We start from the raw sequence: 18,517 nt of genomic DNA, 5'->3' as shown, positions 1-18,517 counted from the left end.
CTTCAAAAGCAATGCCATCATCTCCAGCTTATTGTTCGCAAGGGAGACGATTTCATACTTTGGCAAGAGATGAGCAAAAATGGCAAGCTCGGTACGCTATTGCTTTTCGGACCTGTACATGGTAATATATTTTAAGTTGTGTTACCTAGACTTATAGCGTATGCTTTTTGTTTGCTTACGCAAACTTTGTAGGAGGTGAAATTCGATGCCAAACATTAAATCCGCAATTAAACGCGTTAAAACGAGCGAAAAACGCCGCGCTTTGAACGCTTCCCAAAAATCCGCGCTTCGCACAGCTGTTAAATCCGCTGATCAAGCGATCGCTGGCACTGATGTAGATGCTGCTAAAGCGGCTCTGATCGCTGCAACGAAAAAATTGGATAAAGCGGCTACTAAAGGCCTGATTCATAAAAATGCGGCTTCCCGCAAAAAATCTCGTCTTGCTAAAAAGCTGAACGCCCTTTCGGCTCAAGCTTAATAACCGCAAACAAAAAGGCTTCGCCTCCCGAGTAATCGGTGAGCGAAGCCTTTTTTGATTTTATTATCATTTGGCACTTTGCTGGACGCCAAGCGACAGGAGGAATAGCTCCAGTCCAAGCGTCTTATCAATGGCGCCTGTTTTCATCTTATAATCCAGATCAGCCACATCATTAAGAAGTGCTCCCAGCCGCTTGACTTGGAACTTTTGGCTCTTCTCTGCAGCAAGCTTAACCGCGTATGGATGCAGGCCAATCTGGCCCGCCATTTGCTGCGGCGAATACCGATGCTGTTCAAGCTCCTTAATCTGCAGCATAATTCGAAGCTGCCTAGCAATAAGGGCAGCAATCTTGATCGGCTCTTCGCGACGTACAAGCAGTGCTCTGTATAGCTTAAGCGAGCGGTCAACCTGTAGACCAGCAATTGCATCAACTAGTGCAAATACATCCTCTTCAACCGTAGAGACCGTCAGCATATCTGTCTCTTCTACACCAATGACGCCGCCTTCACCTGCATGCAGACAAAGCTTGTCCACTTCAATGGCTAGCTGCTGCATATTCTGTCCTGTCCGCACGAGTAGTAGATCGGCTGCATCCGGGGTCATCGTGCGCTTTTGCTCCTCCGCCCGCTTAACGACCCAGCGCCGCAGCTCGGCCGCATCCAGTTCTTGATAGGCAATGAGCGCATCTCTGTCCTTCAGCATCTTCACCAGCTTGCGACGTTCATCCAGCTTCTCTGCATTGATAATAAATAACATAACCGTCGTCTCGGACGGCATGTCCAAATAATGCTGCAGCCGATCCGTCTTATGATCCAGCTTGCCGCCTTCCTTTCCGCCAGCCGCGAATACAACAGAGTCACGTACAATGACGAGCTTACGTTCTACAAAGAAAGGAAGGGTCTCAGCTTCAAGCGCTGCTTCTTCAATCAGCGTCTCTGAGGTATCAAATTTCACTACGCCAAGCTCACGTTCATCCGGTGTGAACATGGCATCCGTCAACGTGTCCGTAAATTGTCCGATCCGAAACCGGTCTTTTCCATATATTACATAGGCGGGACGAAACTTACCCGCTTTGATTTCCTTCAACGCTTCTTTCGCGTCCATCGTTGCACCTCTTTCACCTAATAGCACCGACTTACTTCGCCTTTTGAACGGCAACAAAGGGATGAGCAGATAAGGCCTCATCCCTTTGTCCCTGAACATCTATATAAACACCGGCAGGCAGGTCCATGGTACCGCCCTGCGGATGGTCATACTTTTGATCAAGGCTTACGTTGACTCTTCAATTCCTTTATCTTACGCAGGTTGAGTGAAAAGTGTGCGAATATCGCGGTAAAATCGTCTCGATTAATGAGAAGCCTTTGATTCCGTCATCGTATCGGTACTAATGACGTAACGCTCCATACCGCCGGATTCCAGCTGAATGTCATAGGTCAGCTGTTTGTTATCGTCCGACCAAACAAGATTAGCAAATTTACCGTTTTTACGCGCTTCAAAGACCGATGCTACCTCGCCACTCTTATAAACATGAATGACGAACCCAGTAACTTTCGCAATATATTGCCCATCGGGTGATGCAGCCTCAAGCTGTGCAGGATCCGAGGCTATACCTTGGGTAGGGCCGCTTCCATTGTCACTGCCTACATTAGGGTCACTGATGGATGGGGCATCATCAGTAGAAGCGTTGCTGGGTTCCTCGGCTGCAATACCGTTCTCACTAGAATCCCCCGTGTTGGCCGATGTCTCGTCGGATTTTAACTGATTTTCTTTTGTGACTGATCGATCGGTCTCTTCAGTACCGTTAGTACCTTCTACTGACTGGGTATTCACTGCGCCTTTGGTGTCATTAGAGAATGGCTGGACCTTCGCATTAGGCATAAATGTATCAGCCGACTGTGAAGTTGCTGTATTCGCACCTGCATTATCCGCGTCGCTGAATCTTTGTGAAGGACTAAACAAACCTGCGTTATAAGACACAAGGAATAAACCTGCAGCAACACTGGCTGCAATGATACCGCTAATTGCCCGGAATCGGAGCTGATGCCGTGATTTTGCCCGACGGTTCGACTGCTGAGAAGGAATATTAACTGCCGGAATTTCAACCGCTGCAGCTTCTGGCAGCCGTATTGGCTCCATAAATTCAAGCTTAGGTAATATGGCATCTACCAAACTGAACCTCGGCATAACTTGGGGCAGATTCCCCAGCTCCTCGGACAGTTTTTTCAGCCGCTCAAACATTGCTGCACAGTCCGGACAATGTCTCGTATGCTTGATCAAGATCTCATATTCATGTTCATTCAGATCGTCGTCTAGCTGCCGATTCATGTATTCGATCACCTCTTGACAAGTCATCCCCGGACACCACCTTTCTGATAATCATGTAGTAAAGTTTGAAGCTGCTGCCTAGCTCGGAATAAGTATGATTTAACCGTATTTAATGGCAGATCAAGCGAATCCGCGATTTCGTTATAGGAGAAATCCTGCAAATACCGCAGTACAACTACTGCACGATGATGCTCAGGCAGTTTGTCAATTGCATTGCGAATATCTTGAACGGCATATGTCGTCAAGACCTCATCTTCCACATTTTGCTTCTCTCGGAATACCATTTCATGCTCGTCTATCGATACGGTTGGCTTGCTTCTTCTAAACTTATCTATACAAATATTTGTTACAATACGTTGAATCCATGTTTTGAACTGGGCCTTCTCTTCGTAGGAGCCGATTTTCGTATATATGCGGATAAGCGCTTCTTGAGCCGCATCCATCGCATCCTGTTCGTTATTCAATATATAATAGGCTGTCCGGTAAACATGGGTTTCAATCTCTCGCAACAGAGTAATTAAAGCATCCCGATCTCCTGACTGAGCGGCTCTAATAAGGCCTGGCTCCACCACGAAGGATCCCCCTCTCTTGCAACCTCTCTGACGAGTTGGTTGCATAAAATGTTGCATAACTAAATGAAAATACTTTAATAATTCGAATGAAAAAGTAGAAAACTCCAACCTAAAGGATAACAAAAAAATGGAACCCCGTATATAGGTAGTTCCTAGTGACTTAGGTTTAATGGAGCATTTTAACAGGATGACCTGATAGGCAAAGGGGTACTTTAGACGTCTCGCACCTGCCTATTTCTGCTTGATGATTTGCTCATATATTCCCGTTCTATTCACTTTGTAACGAATCTCACCATCTTGATCCGTGCGAAAAGCATCCACCGCAGCTGCCTTAAGGCGGTTCAGCACATCCGGGTGTGGATGCCCATAAGTATTGGTTGCACCAACTGAAATCGCTGCCTGAAGAGGCCGCCAAAACGAAAGCCACTCTTCCGAGGTGGAAAATCGGCTCCCATGATGACCAACTTTAAGTACATCAATACTTTTATCAAGCTGCTGCTGCTGCTTCAACGACTGAGATGACGTTCCCTCGGCGTCTGCCTGATCCAAACGTGACAAAATAGCAGACTCAGCTTCTGAGCTTATATCGCCGGACAAGAGGAACGTTGACTCATAGATCTGCATATGTAACACGACACTGTCGTCGTTTTGCTCTTCAACTATTGGGATCGTTTTGTTAGAAGCAGGAGGCGGCCATAAAACCGTTATTGCCGTTTCCTTATCCATCTTCCACTGCTGTCCAAGCTCCGCACGATATAGAGGAATACCCTTCCGCACAGCTTCGCTGAGAAGTCCTTCTGCGTCCTCTGCTCGCTTGATACTCCCATTCCATAAAATGGATCGAACCGGGATCGCATCAAGAACGGCTTTTAATCCACGAATATGGTCACTGTCCAGATGCGAAATAACTAAGAGATCAATCGCATGAACACCCCGCTTCATTAATAAGGGAACAACTACCTTTCCTCCAACCTCAAAAGGATCACTTCGCTCCTTCCACTCCTCTCCAGGCTTTCGAAAGGAAAGAGTACCACCGCCATCAACCAAAATCCGTTTGCCCTGCGGCGTACGGATGTAAATAGAATCACCTTGCCCAACATCCAGCACATCTACATCTGCCGTACGATTCAGCACATCGGGAAAATACGCATATAAAAGCAGTGCAATTCCAGCCAAGCCAGCTGCTGTGATGAATGCGAATCTGCTCTGCCATATTGGCCGTTGTTGTTCTTCTTGCAGCTCCCATATAGGAGCCGTGTCCTGGCCTGCCGCAGCTTCTTGCAAGGGGATCGTTTCATCTGTATCCTCCTTGTGGACAGCGGATGGGGTCGCTGGAAGCAATCGGCAAATAACGGCAAGAATGAAATACCAAGCAGCAATCCACCATAATGGCGGCGTTGCCCATATGGAATGGACAATGTCTACGGCTCCAAGCTTCTCGACTAGCAGGAATGTCCAGTCATTAGCGTATACACTTACCGCAGCGAGTAATTGTCCGCCAAGCGGCCACAATAATCCCAAAAACAAAGCAACTGCACCAATCGGCATAATAATGAAGCTGATAAACGGCACAAGAATGAGATTCGCCGGAATCGATAAAAGGTGAAATTGATTAAAATAATAGATCGTCAGCGGGAAAGAAACGGCCTGCGCAACAATCGTCACGACAAGCAGATCAAGCAGCGCTTTACCTTTTGGCCAATGCGGCATTGCATGTCTGACAGACGGCACAAACAGAATCAACCCTGCTGTAACAGCAAAGGACAATTGGAAGCTTACATCCTGTATAAAATAAGGATTCCACATGAGCATACCAACCGCTGCTGCTGCAAGAAGATGTAAGCCGTCTTTCAGCTTGTCCATACGGGCGGCAAGAAGCCCAAGCATGGTCATCAGTCCTGCCCGCACCACCGAAGGTGAAGAACCTGACAGAAGCACATACAGCGGTACAGCAAGCATAAGTGTGATGAGCATTCGCTCCCGCGTCATGCGAAACAGCCGCAAAACAGCGCCTAACGCATATATAAATACAGCTACATGGAGGCCTGATATGGCTAAAATATGAGTCAGTCCCAGCCGTGAAAACTGCTGGAACTGATCCGGGTCCAGGTCCTCGCGGATGCCGAGGACCAGACCCTTCATGTACCCGGACTGATCGGCCGGGTACAACGAATCAAACCGCGCGCCAAGCCAGTCGCGCGCGGCATCAACGCGGCCGAGCACAGCGGCCGCGGTCCAGCCCGGGCCCGGCGCCGCATGGACGGCGCCGATGCCCGTGACCTTGACCAGCCAGTGGATATGCTGGCTGGATAGATAGCGGCGGTAATCGAAGCCGCCGCTATTGGATGCGCCCGCCGGCAGCGACAGCTCGCCGGCGAAGCGCACTTTGTCGCCGCGATGCCACGCGGCGGCGATCTCCTGGTGCGGCTGCTCAGCAAGCCGCACTTGAACAAGCAGCCGCTCGCGAAGCTTCAGCGGCTGCTTCCCCTGGACGCAGACGGTATCAGCCGTCACGCGAAATGCCGCGCGGTCGCCGTCGACCTCGACCGCGGACACAATCGTGCCGGACACTTCGACTTCATACGAAGCGTCTGGCACATCAAGCCCGGCGAGCGCCGTCACATTGCGGGCGTCTGCCCACAATCTCTCCCCGGCAGCCAAGGCACAGCCCAGCAAACAGACAGCAGCGAGCCTTGGCGTCGCCTGCTTTAGCAGCACAAGGGCAACTAGCACGAGCGCCATTCCCCCTGCTGCCATCACAATTCCCATAGAATTAAACTCAGCCCCAATGGTGCTGCCGATCATCCAAAACACAGCAAACCAGACCAATGGCCGCTTATTCACCCTGTTCCCCTCCCTTACAATGCAAAAAGAACCTCCGAACGCATCAAATAAGATGCATACAGAGGTTCTTCCCCATTCGCTTATTCAGTTAGGATATGACTTTCATACTCGCCTGCGGCGGCGGCTCATAATCGGTGAGCGAACGGAACACGATCCCTTTTTGCTTCATAAGCAGGCTGACCTTATCACTATCCTTTGGATAGCTGCGGTGAAACACAATTTCCTTCACTCCGCTGTTTGCCAGCATATTGGCACAGGTCCAGCAAGGCTGGTCAGTTACATATACAGTAGATCCTTCCCGGTCTGCGCGATCTGTGAACAGCAGTAAGTTTTGCTCCGCATGAATGGTGCGAATGCAGCGCTGTTTTTTCACCATCTGCTCCTTACCGTCATCACCAAGCTTCATTTCCCATTCCTCTGCAATCATACAGCCTGCCTCTGAGCAGTCCTGTACGCCCATCGGAGCACCGTTATAAGCAGTACCAAGCAGCTTCTTACCCTGCACCAGCACTGAACCTACATGACGGCGGGGACAACGCGAGCGTGTCGATACCATATATGCGATATCCATAAAATAGGTGTCCCAGTCTTTCCGTGATGCATCTTGTACTTCTGACATTATGTCCAGCTCCTTTTCCTTTTGCACGGACAGCTTTCCGGCGATAAACCTCTTCACGGAGGCAATCGCCGGTTCTGTCTCTTTCTAGTTGTATAAGGTGTCTATCGTGATAAGACTATATTATGAGTTCAATTGGCTTCCGCGCAGAGCTTGATCGAGGTCGGATAAAATATCCCGAATTCCTTCTGTACCGATTGACAGCCTGATCAGACCGGAGCTTACGCCCGCTGCTTCCTGCTCTTCTGCAGACAGCTGCTGATGCGTCGTACTTGCCGGGTGAATAATAAGCGACTTCGAATCCCCTACGTTTGCCAAATGCGAGAACAGCTTCACGGAATTAATGACTTTCTTGCCCGCTTCAACTCCACCTTTGATACCAAAGGTCAAGATTGCGCCTTGGCCGTCAGGCATATATTTCTGAGCCAGCTTATAAGACGGATGACTTTCCAGACCCGGGTAGCTGACCCATTCCACGGCTTCATGTGTTTCCAGGAATTGTGCGACTTTTAAGGCGTTAGAGCTATGCCGTTCCATCCGCAAATGCAGCGTCTCAAGCCCTTGGAGCAGCAGGAATGAGTTGAAAGGCGACAAAGCTGCACCCATATCCCGAAGCAGCTGCACCCGTGCTTTAATAATATAGGCAATTGGACCAACCGCATCCGTATATACTATGCCATTGTAACTTGGATCCGGCTCCGTAAGGCCCGGGAATTTGCCGCTGGCTTTCCAATCGAATTGGCCACCGTCTACGATAACGCCGCCGATGGATGTACCATGACCACCAATAAATTTAGTTGCCGAATGTACAACGATATCAGCGCCATGCTCAATTGGGCGAAGCAAGTATGGACTCGGGAATGTATTATCTACGATCAGCGGAATGCCATGTTCATGTGCAATTGCAGCTACAGCTTCAATATCGAGCACATCACCTTTCGGGTTACCCAGCGTTTCCGCGTACAAAGCCTTAGTCCGATCCGTAATCGCTGCACGGAAATTTTCAGAATTTGACGGATCCACAAAGTTCACATGAATGCCAAGCTTCGGCAAGGTTGTCGAAAACAAATTATACGTACCGCCGTACAAGCTTGTAGCGGATACAATCTCGTCACCAGCACCGGCAATATTCATAATGGAATACGTAATAGCAGCTTGTCCGGACGCAACAGCAAGTGCCGCTGGCGCTCCTTCAAGCTCAGCTACACGTTTCTCAAGCACATCCGTTGTCGGGTTCATTAAACGTGTATAAATGTTGCCAAATTCCTGCAGGGAGAACAGGTTAGCCGCATGGTCCGTATCGCGGAAACCGTACGAGGTCGTCTGGTAAATCGGAACGGCTCTGGCAAAAGTAGTAGGATCAATTTCCTGGCCCCCGTGGACAGCCAATGTGTCGAGTGATCGCTTGTTCTGATCTTGATTCGTCATGTGCAACAACTCCTTGGATTATAGGATAGACATGCTTCAACCACTTCAAAGCAAGCGGCTCGGTATATGGTAGTCCATTAGAATCGGGCTTACTGCCTGAATATGGTCTTTGGGCTGGGAATAGCTCCCTGCACCTTGTCCTATTTTCTCATACTCAAGGCGCAGCGACAATGCTATCTTTTATACCTGCCAGCAATTTGCTGCCAATCCCCTTCACTCTTAATAGATCATCTACGGATTGGAAAGGTCCATTCTGTTCACGGTCTGCCAATATGGCCTGCGCTTTAGCCGGTCCAATACCTTTAAGCGAATCAAGCTGTTCAGCTGTTGCCCGGTTAATGTCCAGTTTACCAGCAGAAGTATCCAATGTAGTCTCCGTTGGTTTAATTGATGAACTATTTGCTTCCGGCACTTCGCTTGTAGCCTTCTCAGACACCACCGCTTGCTCTTGCTCTCTCACTTCTGATTGCGTCTGTAATGCACTATCCACTTCACGGTTCAACTGAGTCCAATCATCTGGTACCTTCTGCTTCGGCTGGGCGAAGGCAGCAACTAATAATCCAACAGCAATACCGATAAGCAATAATGGAACAATCAGCTGCCATACATTTTTATTTGTTCGACGTCCATAGGGATGACTAACCAAAATAACGCTCCTTTCTTCGTAAAAAGGGATTTTTAGCAATTTCATGTCATATGTGGCAAGTCTTACGGAATAGGTTAAAAGAGCAAAACTGTTGGGAGGGCTGAGCATGAATGTCGGATTCATTGGGACGGGCGCGATGGGAAGCCTGCTGATCGAAGCATTCGTCGCATCGGGAGCACTCGACCCGTGTCAGATCGTTATCAGCAACCGCACATACGCCAAAGCGCAGGCGCTTGCCGAGCGATATCCCGGAATGAGAGCCGAGCGTTCGAATGCAAGCACCGCAAGTGCAAGCGATCTCTTGTTTTTATGTGTCAAACCGCATGAATATAAAAATGTAATCGATGAGCTGCTACCGGTCTTGCAGCCAGAGCAGCTTCTAATATCTATTACAAGTCCGGTCCTTATCGCGCATTTGGAAGAGTTATTACCTTGCAAAATTGCTAAGGTCATTCCAAGTGTCACCAACCTCGTCTGGAGCGGAGCTACCTTGTGCATATATGGCTCACGTATAAACGAAGAGGATCAACGCACAATTGAAGATCTGCTTGCATTCATAAGCGAACCGCTTCCGATTGAGGAGCCTTACACCCGGATCGTCTCGGACCTGTCGAGCTGCGGACCTGCTTTTTTCGCCTATCTAGTAGAGCAATTTGTTGATGCTGCCGTATGCGAGACTGGTATTGCCCGTGAGGATGCGGTAAAGGTAGCAAGTGAGATGCTTCTCGGTACAGGGCTGCTCTTGACTGAAGGCGGACTGTCGCCAGAGGATGTTCAGCGCAAAGTTGCCGTTCCCGGAGGAATAACCGCTAAAGCGCTCCAGCTGCTGAGCCGTGAACTTGACGGCACCTTTAACCGGCTGATCCGTACGACACATCAAAAGTTCGACGAAGATGTGGCCAAAATAACCGATGATTTCTACGGAAAAGAGGTGAACGGACAGTAGCACAATTTGTGCTGCTGGACCGCTCACCTCTTCTTTTGTCTGCTATTTAGTTCGCCACAATGTTGACGAGCTTGCCCTTAACAACGATCAGCTTCCGGATCGTTTTGCCTTCTATCAGTTCTTTCACTTTATCCATGTCTTTGGCGATCCGTTCCATCTCTGCTTCATCCGTGTTAGCAGCAATGGATACGCGCTCGATAATTTTACCGTTTACTTGTACAACGATTTCAACTTCGTCATCAACTGTCAGAGCTTCTTCATAGGACGGCCATTCAGCGTAAGTGATCGACTCGGTACCGCCAAGCTTCTCCCACAGCTCTTCCGTAATATGCGGAGCAAGCGGTGACAGCATTTGCAGGAAGTTCTTCATCGCTTCAAGCGGCAGAACATCTGTTTTATAAGCTTCGTTGACGAAAATCATCAATTGGCTGATCGCCGTATTAAAGCGCAGGTTCTCAAAGTCATCCGTTACTTTCTTGATTGTACGGTGCCAAGTTTGCTTGAACGCCTTAGTCGTCTCGCCATCCGAGATTTTCGATGTTACGCTGCCGTCATCACTGATGAACAAGCGCCATACGCGGCTCAGGAAGCGATAAGTGCCTTCTACGCCGTTTGTGTTCCATGGTTTTGTTGCTTCCAAAGGTCCCATGAACATTTCGTACATACGAAGTGTATCAGCACCGAACTCGCCAACGATATCGTCCGGGTTAATCACATTGCCGCGTGATTTGGACATTTTCTCGTTGTTGGTACCAAGAATCATACCTTGGTTAACCAGCTTGTGGAAGGGTTCTTTTGTATTGACGACGCCAAGATCGTAGAGTACTTTATGCCAGAAACGAGCGTACAAGAGGTGAAGCACCGCATGCTCAGCTCCGCCGATGTAAAGGTCAACCGGCAGCCATTCCTTTTGTTTCTCTGGCGAACAAATTTCATTCTGGTTCTTCGGATCGATAAAGCGCAGGTAATACCAGCAGCTTCCCGCCCATTGCGGCATCGTGTTTGTCTCACGACGAGCTTTCATGCCCGTCTCCGGATCAACCGTATTCACCCAGTCGGTAACGTTCGCAAGTGGTGACTCGCCTGTGCCGGATGGTTTAATTGCCTCTACATCAGGCAATACAAGCGGCAGTTGATCTACCGGAACCGGCTTCATTGTGCCGTCTTCCAGGTGAAGAATTGGAATTGGCTCACCCCAGTAACGCTGACGGCTGAACAGCCAGTCGCGCAGGCGGTAAGTCACTTTACCTTGACCTTTACCTGAAGCATCCAGGTGCTCAATCATTGCTTTAATGCCGTCTTCATTGTTCAAGCCATTCAAGAAATCAGAGTTTACGTGAGGGCCGTCGCCTGCGTAAGCTTCTTTCGTTACGTCGCCGCCTTGGACAACCTCAACGATTGGCAGATCAAATTGTTTTGCAAACTCCCAGTCGCGTGTATCATGGCCTGGTACCGCCATAATTGCACCTGTTCCGTAACCGGCAAGTACATAATCTGCAATCCAGATTGGTGTCTTCACTCCGTTAACTGGGTTGATTGCATAAGCGCCTGTAAATACGCCTGTTTTGTCCTTCGCAAGGTCAGTACGCTCCAGGTCGCTCTTACGTGTTGCTGCTTCTTTGTAAGCTTCAACTGCAGCCGCTTGATCCGCTGTTGTAATTTGAGCAACCAATTCATGCTCAGGAGCAAGAACACAATAAGTTGCACCAAACAACGTATCTGGGCGAGTTGTGAATACAACAAGCGAAGCATCGTGACCATCAATCGCGAAAGTCACTTCAGCACCTGTCGATTTGCCAATCCAGTTGCGCTGCATATCTTTAATGCTTTCCGACCAGTCGAGCTCTTCCAGATCTTCAAGCAAACGTTCTGCATATTCTGTAATTTTCAGCATCCATTGACGCATTGGCTTACGGATAACCGGATGGCCGCCACGTTCGCTGAGGCCGTCAATAACCTCTTCGTTAGCCAGTACCGTACCAAGTGCTGGACACCAGTTAACAGGAACTTCTGCGACATAAGCAAGACCTTTGTTATACAATTGGATGAAAATCCATTGTGTCCATTTGTAATAATCCGGATCTGTTGTGCTGAATTCGCGGTCCCAGTCATACGAGAAGCCAAGCGATTTGATCTGACGGCGGAAGTTGTTAATGTTCTCAACCGTAATCTCACGCGGATGGCGTCCTGTTTGCAAAGCATATTGCTCAGCTGGCAAGCCGAAAGCATCCCACCCCATTGGATGCAGAACGTTGTAACCTCGCATCCGTTTGTAACGGGATACGATATCCGTTGCTGTGTAGCCTTCCGGATGACCTACATGAAGGCCTGCACCGGATGGATAAGGAAACATATCAAGGGCATAGAATTTTTTCTTACCCGGATCTTCCGTTGTTGCGAACGATTTGTTCTCATCCCAATATTTCTGCCATTTCGGTTCTACCGTCAGCGGGTTGTAACCGTGAAATTCCTGACTCATAATCATATCCTCCTAAATGTGTGCGGCGCTCTATGAAGCAACGCATCATCAGACATAAAAAAACTCCCGCCCCCAGCGTATTATCGCTAGGGACGAGAGATTATTCCCGTGGTACCACCCTAGTTAACGGCCGGCATTCTTTGCCTTCCGCTCACTCATTGCCTTTAACGCAGGCTAATCGTTGCGTTCACACGCAAGGCTCCAAGGTGAGATTCATATCGCTGCAGGTCCGGCTTGCACCAACCGCCGGCTCTCTAAGCCTTGCCCCGCGACACTACTGTTCCTCTTCAACGCCATAAGTATAGTAAAACATGGTTATCCCCGATTATAATATTAAGTTAGCCATGTGTCAAGAAGGCACAATGTTCACATGACCCATTCTAAACTAAGTACCTGTTTTAATGGTCACGGTCTTTTCATTTTCATCCCAAGTTACCCTCCCACCCAATGACTCACTTATAAATCTAGCTGGAACAAGAGTATTATTATTGACTAGTGTCGGTGGTGAGTCGAGCGTAGTCTTTTTCCCATTTACCGAAGCAATTGGATTATTAACAGCAAGCTGAATTGTGATATCCCCTTTTTTCGCTGTTATGGAAGAAGTAAATGCGTGCCATTCCAGCTCAGCGCCTAACGCTTCCATGATTGCTCTTAAGGGTACCATTATACGATTATTTATACTCACAGGAGGCTGATCTACTTGTAATATTGTACCGTCAATTTCGACAAAGATAGGGTCTTGATCTGGTATTTCATTCGAGTAGCTTGCAATCCCTACAGGAATCGTCCGACTCCCCTTCTTTCCATCCCCAACTAAGCCGCCGCCCCATGCCCATAATGTACCGTCTGCTCTTATGGCCATTGATCGGAAACCTACTCCGTGTGCGGCGATACTTGTTACTTTCTTCAGACCTTTTACTTGTACGGGCACATCACTCGAATCCCAAGTGCCGTTGCCTAACTGCCCTCCGGAGTTCGTGCCGCTAGCCCAGACTGTTCCATCATTTTGCAGCATAAGCGGACCGCCTGCACTTGCTTGAATCGAAATAATATCCTTAACTCCCTCAAGCATCCGAGGAGACAAGTCGTTTGCAGCAGACTCCCCATTGACTAAGCCTATACCTGCAGCTCCCCAATACCACACTGTTCCGTCTTCTTTTAACCCGTAAGTATACTCACCACCAACAGCTACTTGAATGATATCTTGAATGCCCGGCAATTGCGTCTCGTATTGCCACACGGTCCCATCCTTCTTAAGAGCTACGAAACTGCCATATCCAGAAGAGATCGAGACGATATCGCGTAAACCCTCCAGTTGAATTGGCCGATCAGGAGAAGTGATATTACCTTTAGCATCTTTGAAATAGAATCCTCCCCAGCCCCACACTGTACCGTCTGATTTAACGGCAAAGCTTCGGGTCCAATCTGCCTCAATAGCAACAACATCAGATATTCCCTCTACTTTGTGTGGAATAACCAAGCTTTCCTTGTTGCCATTACCCAACTGACCACTATCATTACCGCCCCATGCCCACACTGTACCATCCTTTTGAAGAGCAAGGGAATGTACCTGCCCTGCAGCTACAGCAATCACATTTTGTAATACAGGCACTTGTTCTGGTACTAGCGCATATAAATTCGTTTCTGTTCCTTCTGCTCCATAGGTTGTAATATCTCCCCATTGCCAGGCAGTCCCATCCATCTTAATCGCCAAACTGTGAATGGTACCTACTGCAATAGCCTTCCATCCCTTAGAAGCGGAAGACGCAGCCTGTACAATCGATGATTGAAAAATCATTATTCCGATGATCGCTAAAATTAATAAACGGAAGGCAGATAAGTTCTTCATAACTAAAAACGTCAACTCCCATTAATTCAAGTAAGATTCCTACCTGATTATACCAAATTCAAAAGGGTAAAAACGCAAAAAAAAATAGACTGATAGGATTCCCCTAAACAGTCTATCCATCACTCCTACCCGATCAAATCAGGTTCATAAGTCAAGCAGCCCGCGATAATCATGCCAACACTGCAGGAGATAAGCAAAATAAGAATACCTACTGCAATGTTGTTTTGCTCAATCGCTTTGAAGATTGTCACGTTTACCTTAAGCGCTTTGCCAAACAGGTACGTTATAAACTCGGTTACATAATACAGAATAACTAGCGCGACAATCCCGATTACACCCCACAACAGCATATCCGAGAGCGATACGGAGTTCTCAGCGGCTGCACGCACGACGATTGCGAGTCCAGCTAGTCTGCCGCCGAGTGAAAGTGCCGCTGCGACGTTACCTTTGAAAATAAGAGCGAATTCTTTATTCTTGGTCGTCAATTCAAATAAGAGAAGACCTACGATCATAATCGCAAAGCCTACTAAAGAATAAACAAGGAAATCTACATATAAATTATTGTCCATTACGATTAGCTCCCTACAAAGATTTATTTATGCCTACCGGCAAAAAATACGATAAATTGTCTGTGATTTGATTGCCGATCCGAATACCGATGGCACCCGCTTTTCCCCCAATCAGAAAGCTCCCGAACATATATGAGCCATGGCGTAACCCTTTTTCCGTCTGAAAGGCCGTAGTTGGCAGCTCTACATATTCCTGATACACCTGAAGATAATCCACATAGGAGTTATGACTATCTTCTGCCGCTAAAGCACCATTGCCATCAAAAATCTTAACCGTATCCCCCTCCCGGCCAAAAGCAGGCTTCATCACATACTTCATCTGCCGCTTAAGAAAGCTATCCGGTTCAAGATAGGTTGGGAGAAAATGCTCTTCGATCCATAAATGTTCTTCAGTTGTGAAAAATGGACTGGCTTCTTCATGAAGACCCCAGATGATCGCAAGATCAGCTTTCGACTGCAGCAGAAACGCGGAAGGCGGATTAACGACCGTTACTTTCTTCTGCTGTATCAATTCCAAGAGCCAAATCCCAATTGGATTCCCCGCTTCATCCTCATCTTCGATCAGCTGCTCGACCGGAAAGGTTTGCCGGTATAACACATCAATTTCGCGGCCTTCCTGGTCAAAGAGGCCAACACCTCGAATAATTTGCAGCTGGTCTAGAGGAACAAAGTTGGACGGAATACGGATAAGACTTCTTAAATAAGCTGCTGTATGGGCATCCTCCACATTGTCACCATGTGCAGTGAACACGACATATGGGACTTCCTTAGAAGTGCCAAGGTATTCAAAGCTCTCAACAATCGCTTTTTCTACGGCAAGCGCCAGCTGCTTCACATATCCTTCATTCGGATTATGCTGATCAAATGCTTCACAGATACGGCCATTCACATCATGAAGTTCTTTAATAAAAGTTGGTGTATCTGAATTAATCTCCATACATTTGAACGTATCGCCTGCTCTCACCAAATCTAATCTGGCAATTACACTCTCGACAGACAGGCTGCTTGTTCTTATGTAGGTTAACGTTTCTCTTGGGAAACCAAGACATAATAAAGTGTCGTCATCTACGGTTCGAAGCAAAGCGGCTGTCTTGAAAAAAATATGACCAATCCGGTTCGTCGATTCCCGAATCTTTTGGACTTCTTCTTTCGTAAGGGAATAGAAATCATACAGAGAATATTCTTCTCCGTATAAATCCGCCCAATAATCGCCAATCTGGTCGTAGAAGGCTTTTCTTGCCTTAGCAAATTGATTCACTCGCTAACCTCCGCTAATCGAGCTTCCTTTACCAAACCCGGAGCTCGTTTTGCTTGAGATGCTGGATTTATAAGTGGAATAAGAGCTGTTTTTCTGCAGTGCAGAACGGGATGAGTAGTAACTATTTCCATAATAATAATGACGATAGTAGGAAGAGCTGGAATCATCGCATCGATAGACCCCTTGCGAGCTGTCCCACTCCCAGTCCCTGCATTGACTGTCTGTAGGCTGTGCAGTCCGAGGGTAACTGGTCGACTGGCCGCAGCCAGTGAGCGCTGTAGCCATGGCTACAGCGGAAACGCCAAGCATTGCTTTTTGAGTTAAATTCATAGACTAGTTTCCTCCATAGCTTAATAGTTCCTATAAAGTTATAACACATTTGAAAGAAGGGTAGGAAAGAAAGTTAATGTTTCCATAAAATGATGGTATGATAATAAAATCATTTTTAATACGGAGTGATTGAGATGAACAAATTAACTTATTTTATCGACCTTGGACTTAATCAATATGAACCACTGATGGAATACCAATCCGCAAATGTCGGAATCGACGAAATGTATGCGAGACAATTATGTACTTACCTGATTTCCAATGGTATTCAATACGAACTAACCTCCAATGAGATGCAAGAAAAAGAAGAAATGCTAATCGTTAAGAAGCGTGGATTTAATGAGAAGTATGCAGATGAAGTGAATTACCGTGGCCGTGGCATTTACATCGAGTTCCGAAAGCCTAACGAACGCGGGCGCAAGCTGACTGAAATTCAAAGCCCTAATCATTATGATGTCATCCGGTATCTGCTCAAGGATATCGTGGATATCCCGGGCTATGGCCCAATGTTCACCACCTCCACCGAGATCGATGAGGATCGAGGCTGCTACGTGATTTATGTACGTGGAATGGATGAACCCGAAGTATAACAACAGTACAAAAGAAGACCCACATCCGCATTGGAAGTGGGTTTTCTTTTGATGCACATATTGTTTTGTAAACTACGCAATCTGCTTCTCTGTTTTTTGCTTTTTGCCGGATCTCAACTTGTATAAGAATGTAATGATCACTGCAACAGCAATGACCAGTGCGATGATTCCAAAGCCTGCATATACGCTGTAGGAATGGATAAATTCGAGCCAGACATACAGCCCCGCCAATGTAATAAACAAGGTCGGAACGGTTAAGACAAAGCCTGCTTTCATATATGATCCCCATGAGATCTTCACATCTTTTTTCGCAAGAACATGCAGCCATAATAAGGTGGCAAGCGAGCCGATTGGAGTCATCTTAGGTCCTAAATTACACCCGATCACATTCGCATACACAAGTGACTCTCTAATCGCTCCAGCTGTTGCCGTTCCTTTAATCGCCAAAGCATCAATCATGACCGTTGGCATATTGTTCATAACGGACGATAGGATGGCGGCAAGGAAGCCCATTCCAACCGTTGATACAAACAAGCCTTGATCTGCAATCACTTGAATAACATCGCCAAGTGCATCCGTTAATCCTGCATTACGAAGGCCATATACAACGACATACATGCCAATGGAGAAAATAACGACTGCCCACGGCGCTTCCTTGACGACCTTCTTCGTCTGAATAGCGCTGCTCCGCCTCGCCGCGACAAGAAAGAATATGGAGATGACACCTGTAATAATGGATACGGGTACTTGGATGAATTGACTCGCCAGATAAGCAAGCAGCAGAATCGTCAAGAGAATCCAGGATAACCGAAATAACCGATGATCCTTAATGGCATCCCTTGGCTCCTTCAGTTCACGAACATCATAGTTTGCAGGAATGCTTTTCCGATAGAACAGATAAAGCACTAGCAAACTCGCCCCAAGTGCGAACAAGTTAGGGACAATCATCCTGCTCGCATACTCCACAAAACCTATCCCAAAGTAATCAGCCGATACAATGTTGACAAGATTACTTACAATGAGCGGCAGCGAAGTTGTATCCGAAATAAAACCACCTGCCATAATAAACGGCAAGATCATTTTGTAATCAAACTTAAGCGCCCGCACCATAGCTAGAACAATTGGTGTCAGGATCAGTGCTGCACCGTCATTTGCGAAAAAGGCTGATACAGCAGCGCCAAGTACGATCACATAAATAAACATCCGCTTCCCGTTGCCTTTAGCAAGCCGTGCCATATGAAGGGCTGCCCATTCAAAGAAACCGATGGCATCTAGAATAAGTGAATTTAAGATGATAGCAACAAACGCAATCGTTGCGTTCCATACAATACCGGTTACTGTTCCCACATCAGCAAAGCTGACGACGCCAAACATTAAGGCCAGAATAGCCCCACCGGCAGCAGACCAGCCGATTCCCAGCCCTTTGGGCTGCCAAATCACAAAAGCTAAAGTTAGTAGAAAAATGATAACTGCAACAATTGCCACTGTTAGATCCCCGCTTTAATTCGTATCAATAAGGTTACCATCCTGTACTATAACAGGTTTTATACCGCTAAAGCATTAACAAAATTTCCTCCTAAAAAGAAT

The 18,517-nt window shown here is 47.3% G+C and carries 16 protein-coding genes and 1 other annotated feature; of the genes, 3 read left to right on the top strand and 13 right to left on the bottom strand.

The features are described 5' to 3' along the window. The first annotated feature begins 205 nt into the window (after positions 1-205). Positions 206-478 carry a 30S ribosomal protein S20 gene (rpsT, locus tag FHS17_RS00330; protein ID WP_167272346.1) on the top strand — a complete coding sequence of 91 codons (273 nt, stop codon included), beginning with the start codon at positions 206-208 and terminating at the stop codon, positions 476-478. 66 nt (positions 479-544) lie between these two features. Here the strand turns inward: rpsT and holA are convergent, their stop codons facing one another. The 7 genes from holA to FHS17_RS00295 all read right to left on the bottom strand — a co-directional run bounded on the left by holA (position 545) and on the right by FHS17_RS00295 (position 8,909). Then, complete coding sequence (holA, locus tag FHS17_RS00325) at positions 545-1,582, bottom strand: DNA polymerase III subunit delta (protein ID WP_167272343.1); 1,038 nt, start codon at positions 1,580-1,582, stop codon at positions 545-547. Between the two features lie 243 nt (positions 1,583-1,825). Then, positions 1,826-2,830, bottom strand: coding sequence for an anti-sigma factor family protein (locus FHS17_RS00320; protein WP_167272340.1), 1,005 nt, complete (start codon positions 2,828-2,830; stop codon positions 1,826-1,828). Continuing rightward, positions 2,827-3,375, bottom strand: coding sequence for a sigma-70 family RNA polymerase sigma factor (locus FHS17_RS00315; RefSeq protein WP_167272307.1), 549 nt, complete (start codon positions 3,373-3,375; stop codon positions 2,827-2,829). The genes FHS17_RS00320 and FHS17_RS00315 overlap by 4 nt, the downstream gene beginning before the upstream one ends. A 231-nt stretch (positions 3,376-3,606) precedes the next feature. Next, on the bottom strand, positions 3,607-6,219 hold the full coding sequence (locus FHS17_RS00310) for a ComEC/Rec2 family competence protein (RefSeq protein WP_167272304.1): 2,613 nt from the start codon (positions 6,217-6,219) through the stop codon (positions 3,607-3,609). An 88-nt stretch (positions 6,220-6,307) separates the two neighbouring features. Next, positions 6,308-6,838 carry a deoxycytidylate deaminase gene (locus FHS17_RS00305; protein ID WP_167272301.1) on the bottom strand — a complete coding sequence of 177 codons (531 nt, stop codon included), beginning with the start codon at positions 6,836-6,838 and terminating at the stop codon, positions 6,308-6,310. Between the two features lie 120 nt (positions 6,839-6,958). Beyond that, the gene (locus tag FHS17_RS00300; RefSeq protein WP_167272298.1) at positions 6,959-8,263 is read right to left on the bottom strand and encodes a homocysteine synthase; all 1,305 of its coding nucleotides are present in this window, start codon (positions 8,261-8,263) and stop codon (positions 6,959-6,961) included. Between the two features lie 154 nt (positions 8,264-8,417). Then, positions 8,418-8,909 carry a ComEA family DNA-binding protein gene (locus tag FHS17_RS00295; protein ID WP_243865140.1) on the bottom strand — a complete coding sequence of 164 codons (492 nt, stop codon included), beginning with the start codon at positions 8,907-8,909 and terminating at the stop codon, positions 8,418-8,420. A gap of 106 nt (positions 8,910-9,015) precedes the next feature. Between FHS17_RS00295 and comER the strand changes: the two genes are divergently transcribed. Then, entirely contained in the window at positions 9,016-9,855 is an 840-nt protein-coding gene (gene comER, locus FHS17_RS00290) for a late competence protein ComER (RefSeq protein ID WP_167272291.1), read from the top strand. A gap of 46 nt (positions 9,856-9,901) precedes the next feature. On the opposite strand, the gene leuS is transcribed toward comER, so the two are convergent. The 5 genes from leuS to FHS17_RS00265 form a co-directional block, all read right to left on the bottom strand. Continuing rightward, positions 9,902-12,334 carry a leucine--tRNA ligase gene (leuS, locus tag FHS17_RS00285; protein WP_167272288.1) on the bottom strand — a complete coding sequence of 811 codons (2,433 nt, stop codon included), beginning with the start codon at positions 12,332-12,334 and terminating at the stop codon, positions 9,902-9,904. Positions 12,335-12,419: 85 nt separating this feature from the next. Further along, positions 12,420-12,634: a binding site (T-box leader), on the bottom strand. Between the two features lie 85 nt (positions 12,635-12,719). Beyond that, positions 12,720-14,183, bottom strand: coding sequence for a stalk domain-containing protein (locus tag FHS17_RS00280; RefSeq protein WP_167272285.1), 1,464 nt, complete (start codon positions 14,181-14,183; stop codon positions 12,720-12,722). 125 nt (positions 14,184-14,308) lie between these two features. Next, entirely contained in the window at positions 14,309-14,752 is a 444-nt protein-coding gene (locus tag FHS17_RS00275) for a DUF350 domain-containing protein (RefSeq protein ID WP_167272281.1), read from the bottom strand. Positions 14,753-14,765: 13 nt separating this feature from the next. Further along, on the bottom strand, positions 14,766-16,010 hold the full coding sequence (locus FHS17_RS00270) for a glutathionylspermidine synthase family protein (protein ID WP_167272278.1): 1,245 nt from the start codon (positions 16,008-16,010) through the stop codon (positions 14,766-14,768). 3 nt (positions 16,011-16,013) lie between these two features. Beyond that, the gene (locus FHS17_RS00265; RefSeq protein ID WP_167272274.1) at positions 16,014-16,340 is read right to left on the bottom strand and encodes an aminotransferase yhxA; all 327 of its coding nucleotides are present in this window, start codon (positions 16,338-16,340) and stop codon (positions 16,014-16,016) included. 134 nt (positions 16,341-16,474) lie between these two features. Between FHS17_RS00265 and FHS17_RS00260 the strand changes: the two genes are divergently transcribed. Then, positions 16,475-16,930, top strand: coding sequence for an RNA helicase (locus FHS17_RS00260; RefSeq protein ID WP_167272269.1), 456 nt, complete (start codon positions 16,475-16,477; stop codon positions 16,928-16,930). Between the two features lie 72 nt (positions 16,931-17,002). Here FHS17_RS00260 and FHS17_RS00255 read toward each other — a convergent pair whose 3' ends face one another. Continuing rightward, positions 17,003-18,415 carry an arsenite/antimonite efflux transporter gene (locus FHS17_RS00255; RefSeq protein WP_167272266.1) on the bottom strand — a complete coding sequence of 471 codons (1,413 nt, stop codon included), beginning with the start codon at positions 18,413-18,415 and terminating at the stop codon, positions 17,003-17,005. Positions 18,416-18,517 lie beyond the last annotated feature (102 nt).

Origin of the sequence: Paenibacillus lupini, from assembly GCF_011761355.1 — a bacterium.
Classification (GTDB): domain Bacteria; phylum Bacillota; class Bacilli; order Paenibacillales; family Paenibacillaceae; genus Pristimantibacillus; species Pristimantibacillus lupini.
The sequence above is the reverse complement of the archived record's forward strand: the minus strand, read 5'-3'. Positions and strand labels throughout refer to the sequence as shown.

Excerpts from the sequence above, each read along its gene's own strand:
- rpsT (WP_167272346.1), top strand. The coding sequence starts at position 206 with ATGCCAAACATTAAATCCGCAATTAAACGCGTTAAAACGAGCGAAAAA.
- holA (WP_167272343.1), bottom strand. The coding sequence starts at position 1,582 with ATGGACGCGAAAGAAGCGTTGAAGGAAATCAAAGCGGGTAAGTTTCGT.
- FHS17_RS00320 (WP_167272340.1), bottom strand. The coding sequence starts at position 2,830 with ATGACTTGTCAAGAGGTGATCGAATACATGAATCGGCAGCTAGACGAC.
- FHS17_RS00305 (WP_167272301.1), bottom strand. The coding sequence starts at position 6,838 with ATGTCAGAAGTACAAGATGCATCACGGAAAGACTGGGACACCTATTTT.
- FHS17_RS00300 (WP_167272298.1), bottom strand. The coding sequence starts at position 8,263 with ATGACGAATCAAGATCAGAACAAGCGATCACTCGACACATTGGCTGTC.
- comER (WP_167272291.1), top strand. The coding sequence starts at position 9,016 with ATGAATGTCGGATTCATTGGGACGGGCGCGATGGGAAGCCTGCTGATC.
- leuS (WP_167272288.1), bottom strand. The coding sequence starts at position 12,334 with ATGAGTCAGGAATTTCACGGTTACAACCCGCTGACGGTAGAACCGAAA.
- FHS17_RS00280 (WP_167272285.1), bottom strand. The coding sequence starts at position 14,183 with ATGAAGAACTTATCTGCCTTCCGTTTATTAATTTTAGCGATCATCGGA.
- FHS17_RS00275 (WP_167272281.1), bottom strand. The coding sequence starts at position 14,752 with ATGGACAATAATTTATATGTAGATTTCCTTGTTTATTCTTTAGTAGGC.
- FHS17_RS00265 (WP_167272274.1), bottom strand. The coding sequence starts at position 16,340 with ATGAATTTAACTCAAAAAGCAATGCTTGGCGTTTCCGCTGTAGCCATG.
- FHS17_RS00260 (WP_167272269.1), top strand. The coding sequence starts at position 16,475 with ATGAACAAATTAACTTATTTTATCGACCTTGGACTTAATCAATATGAA.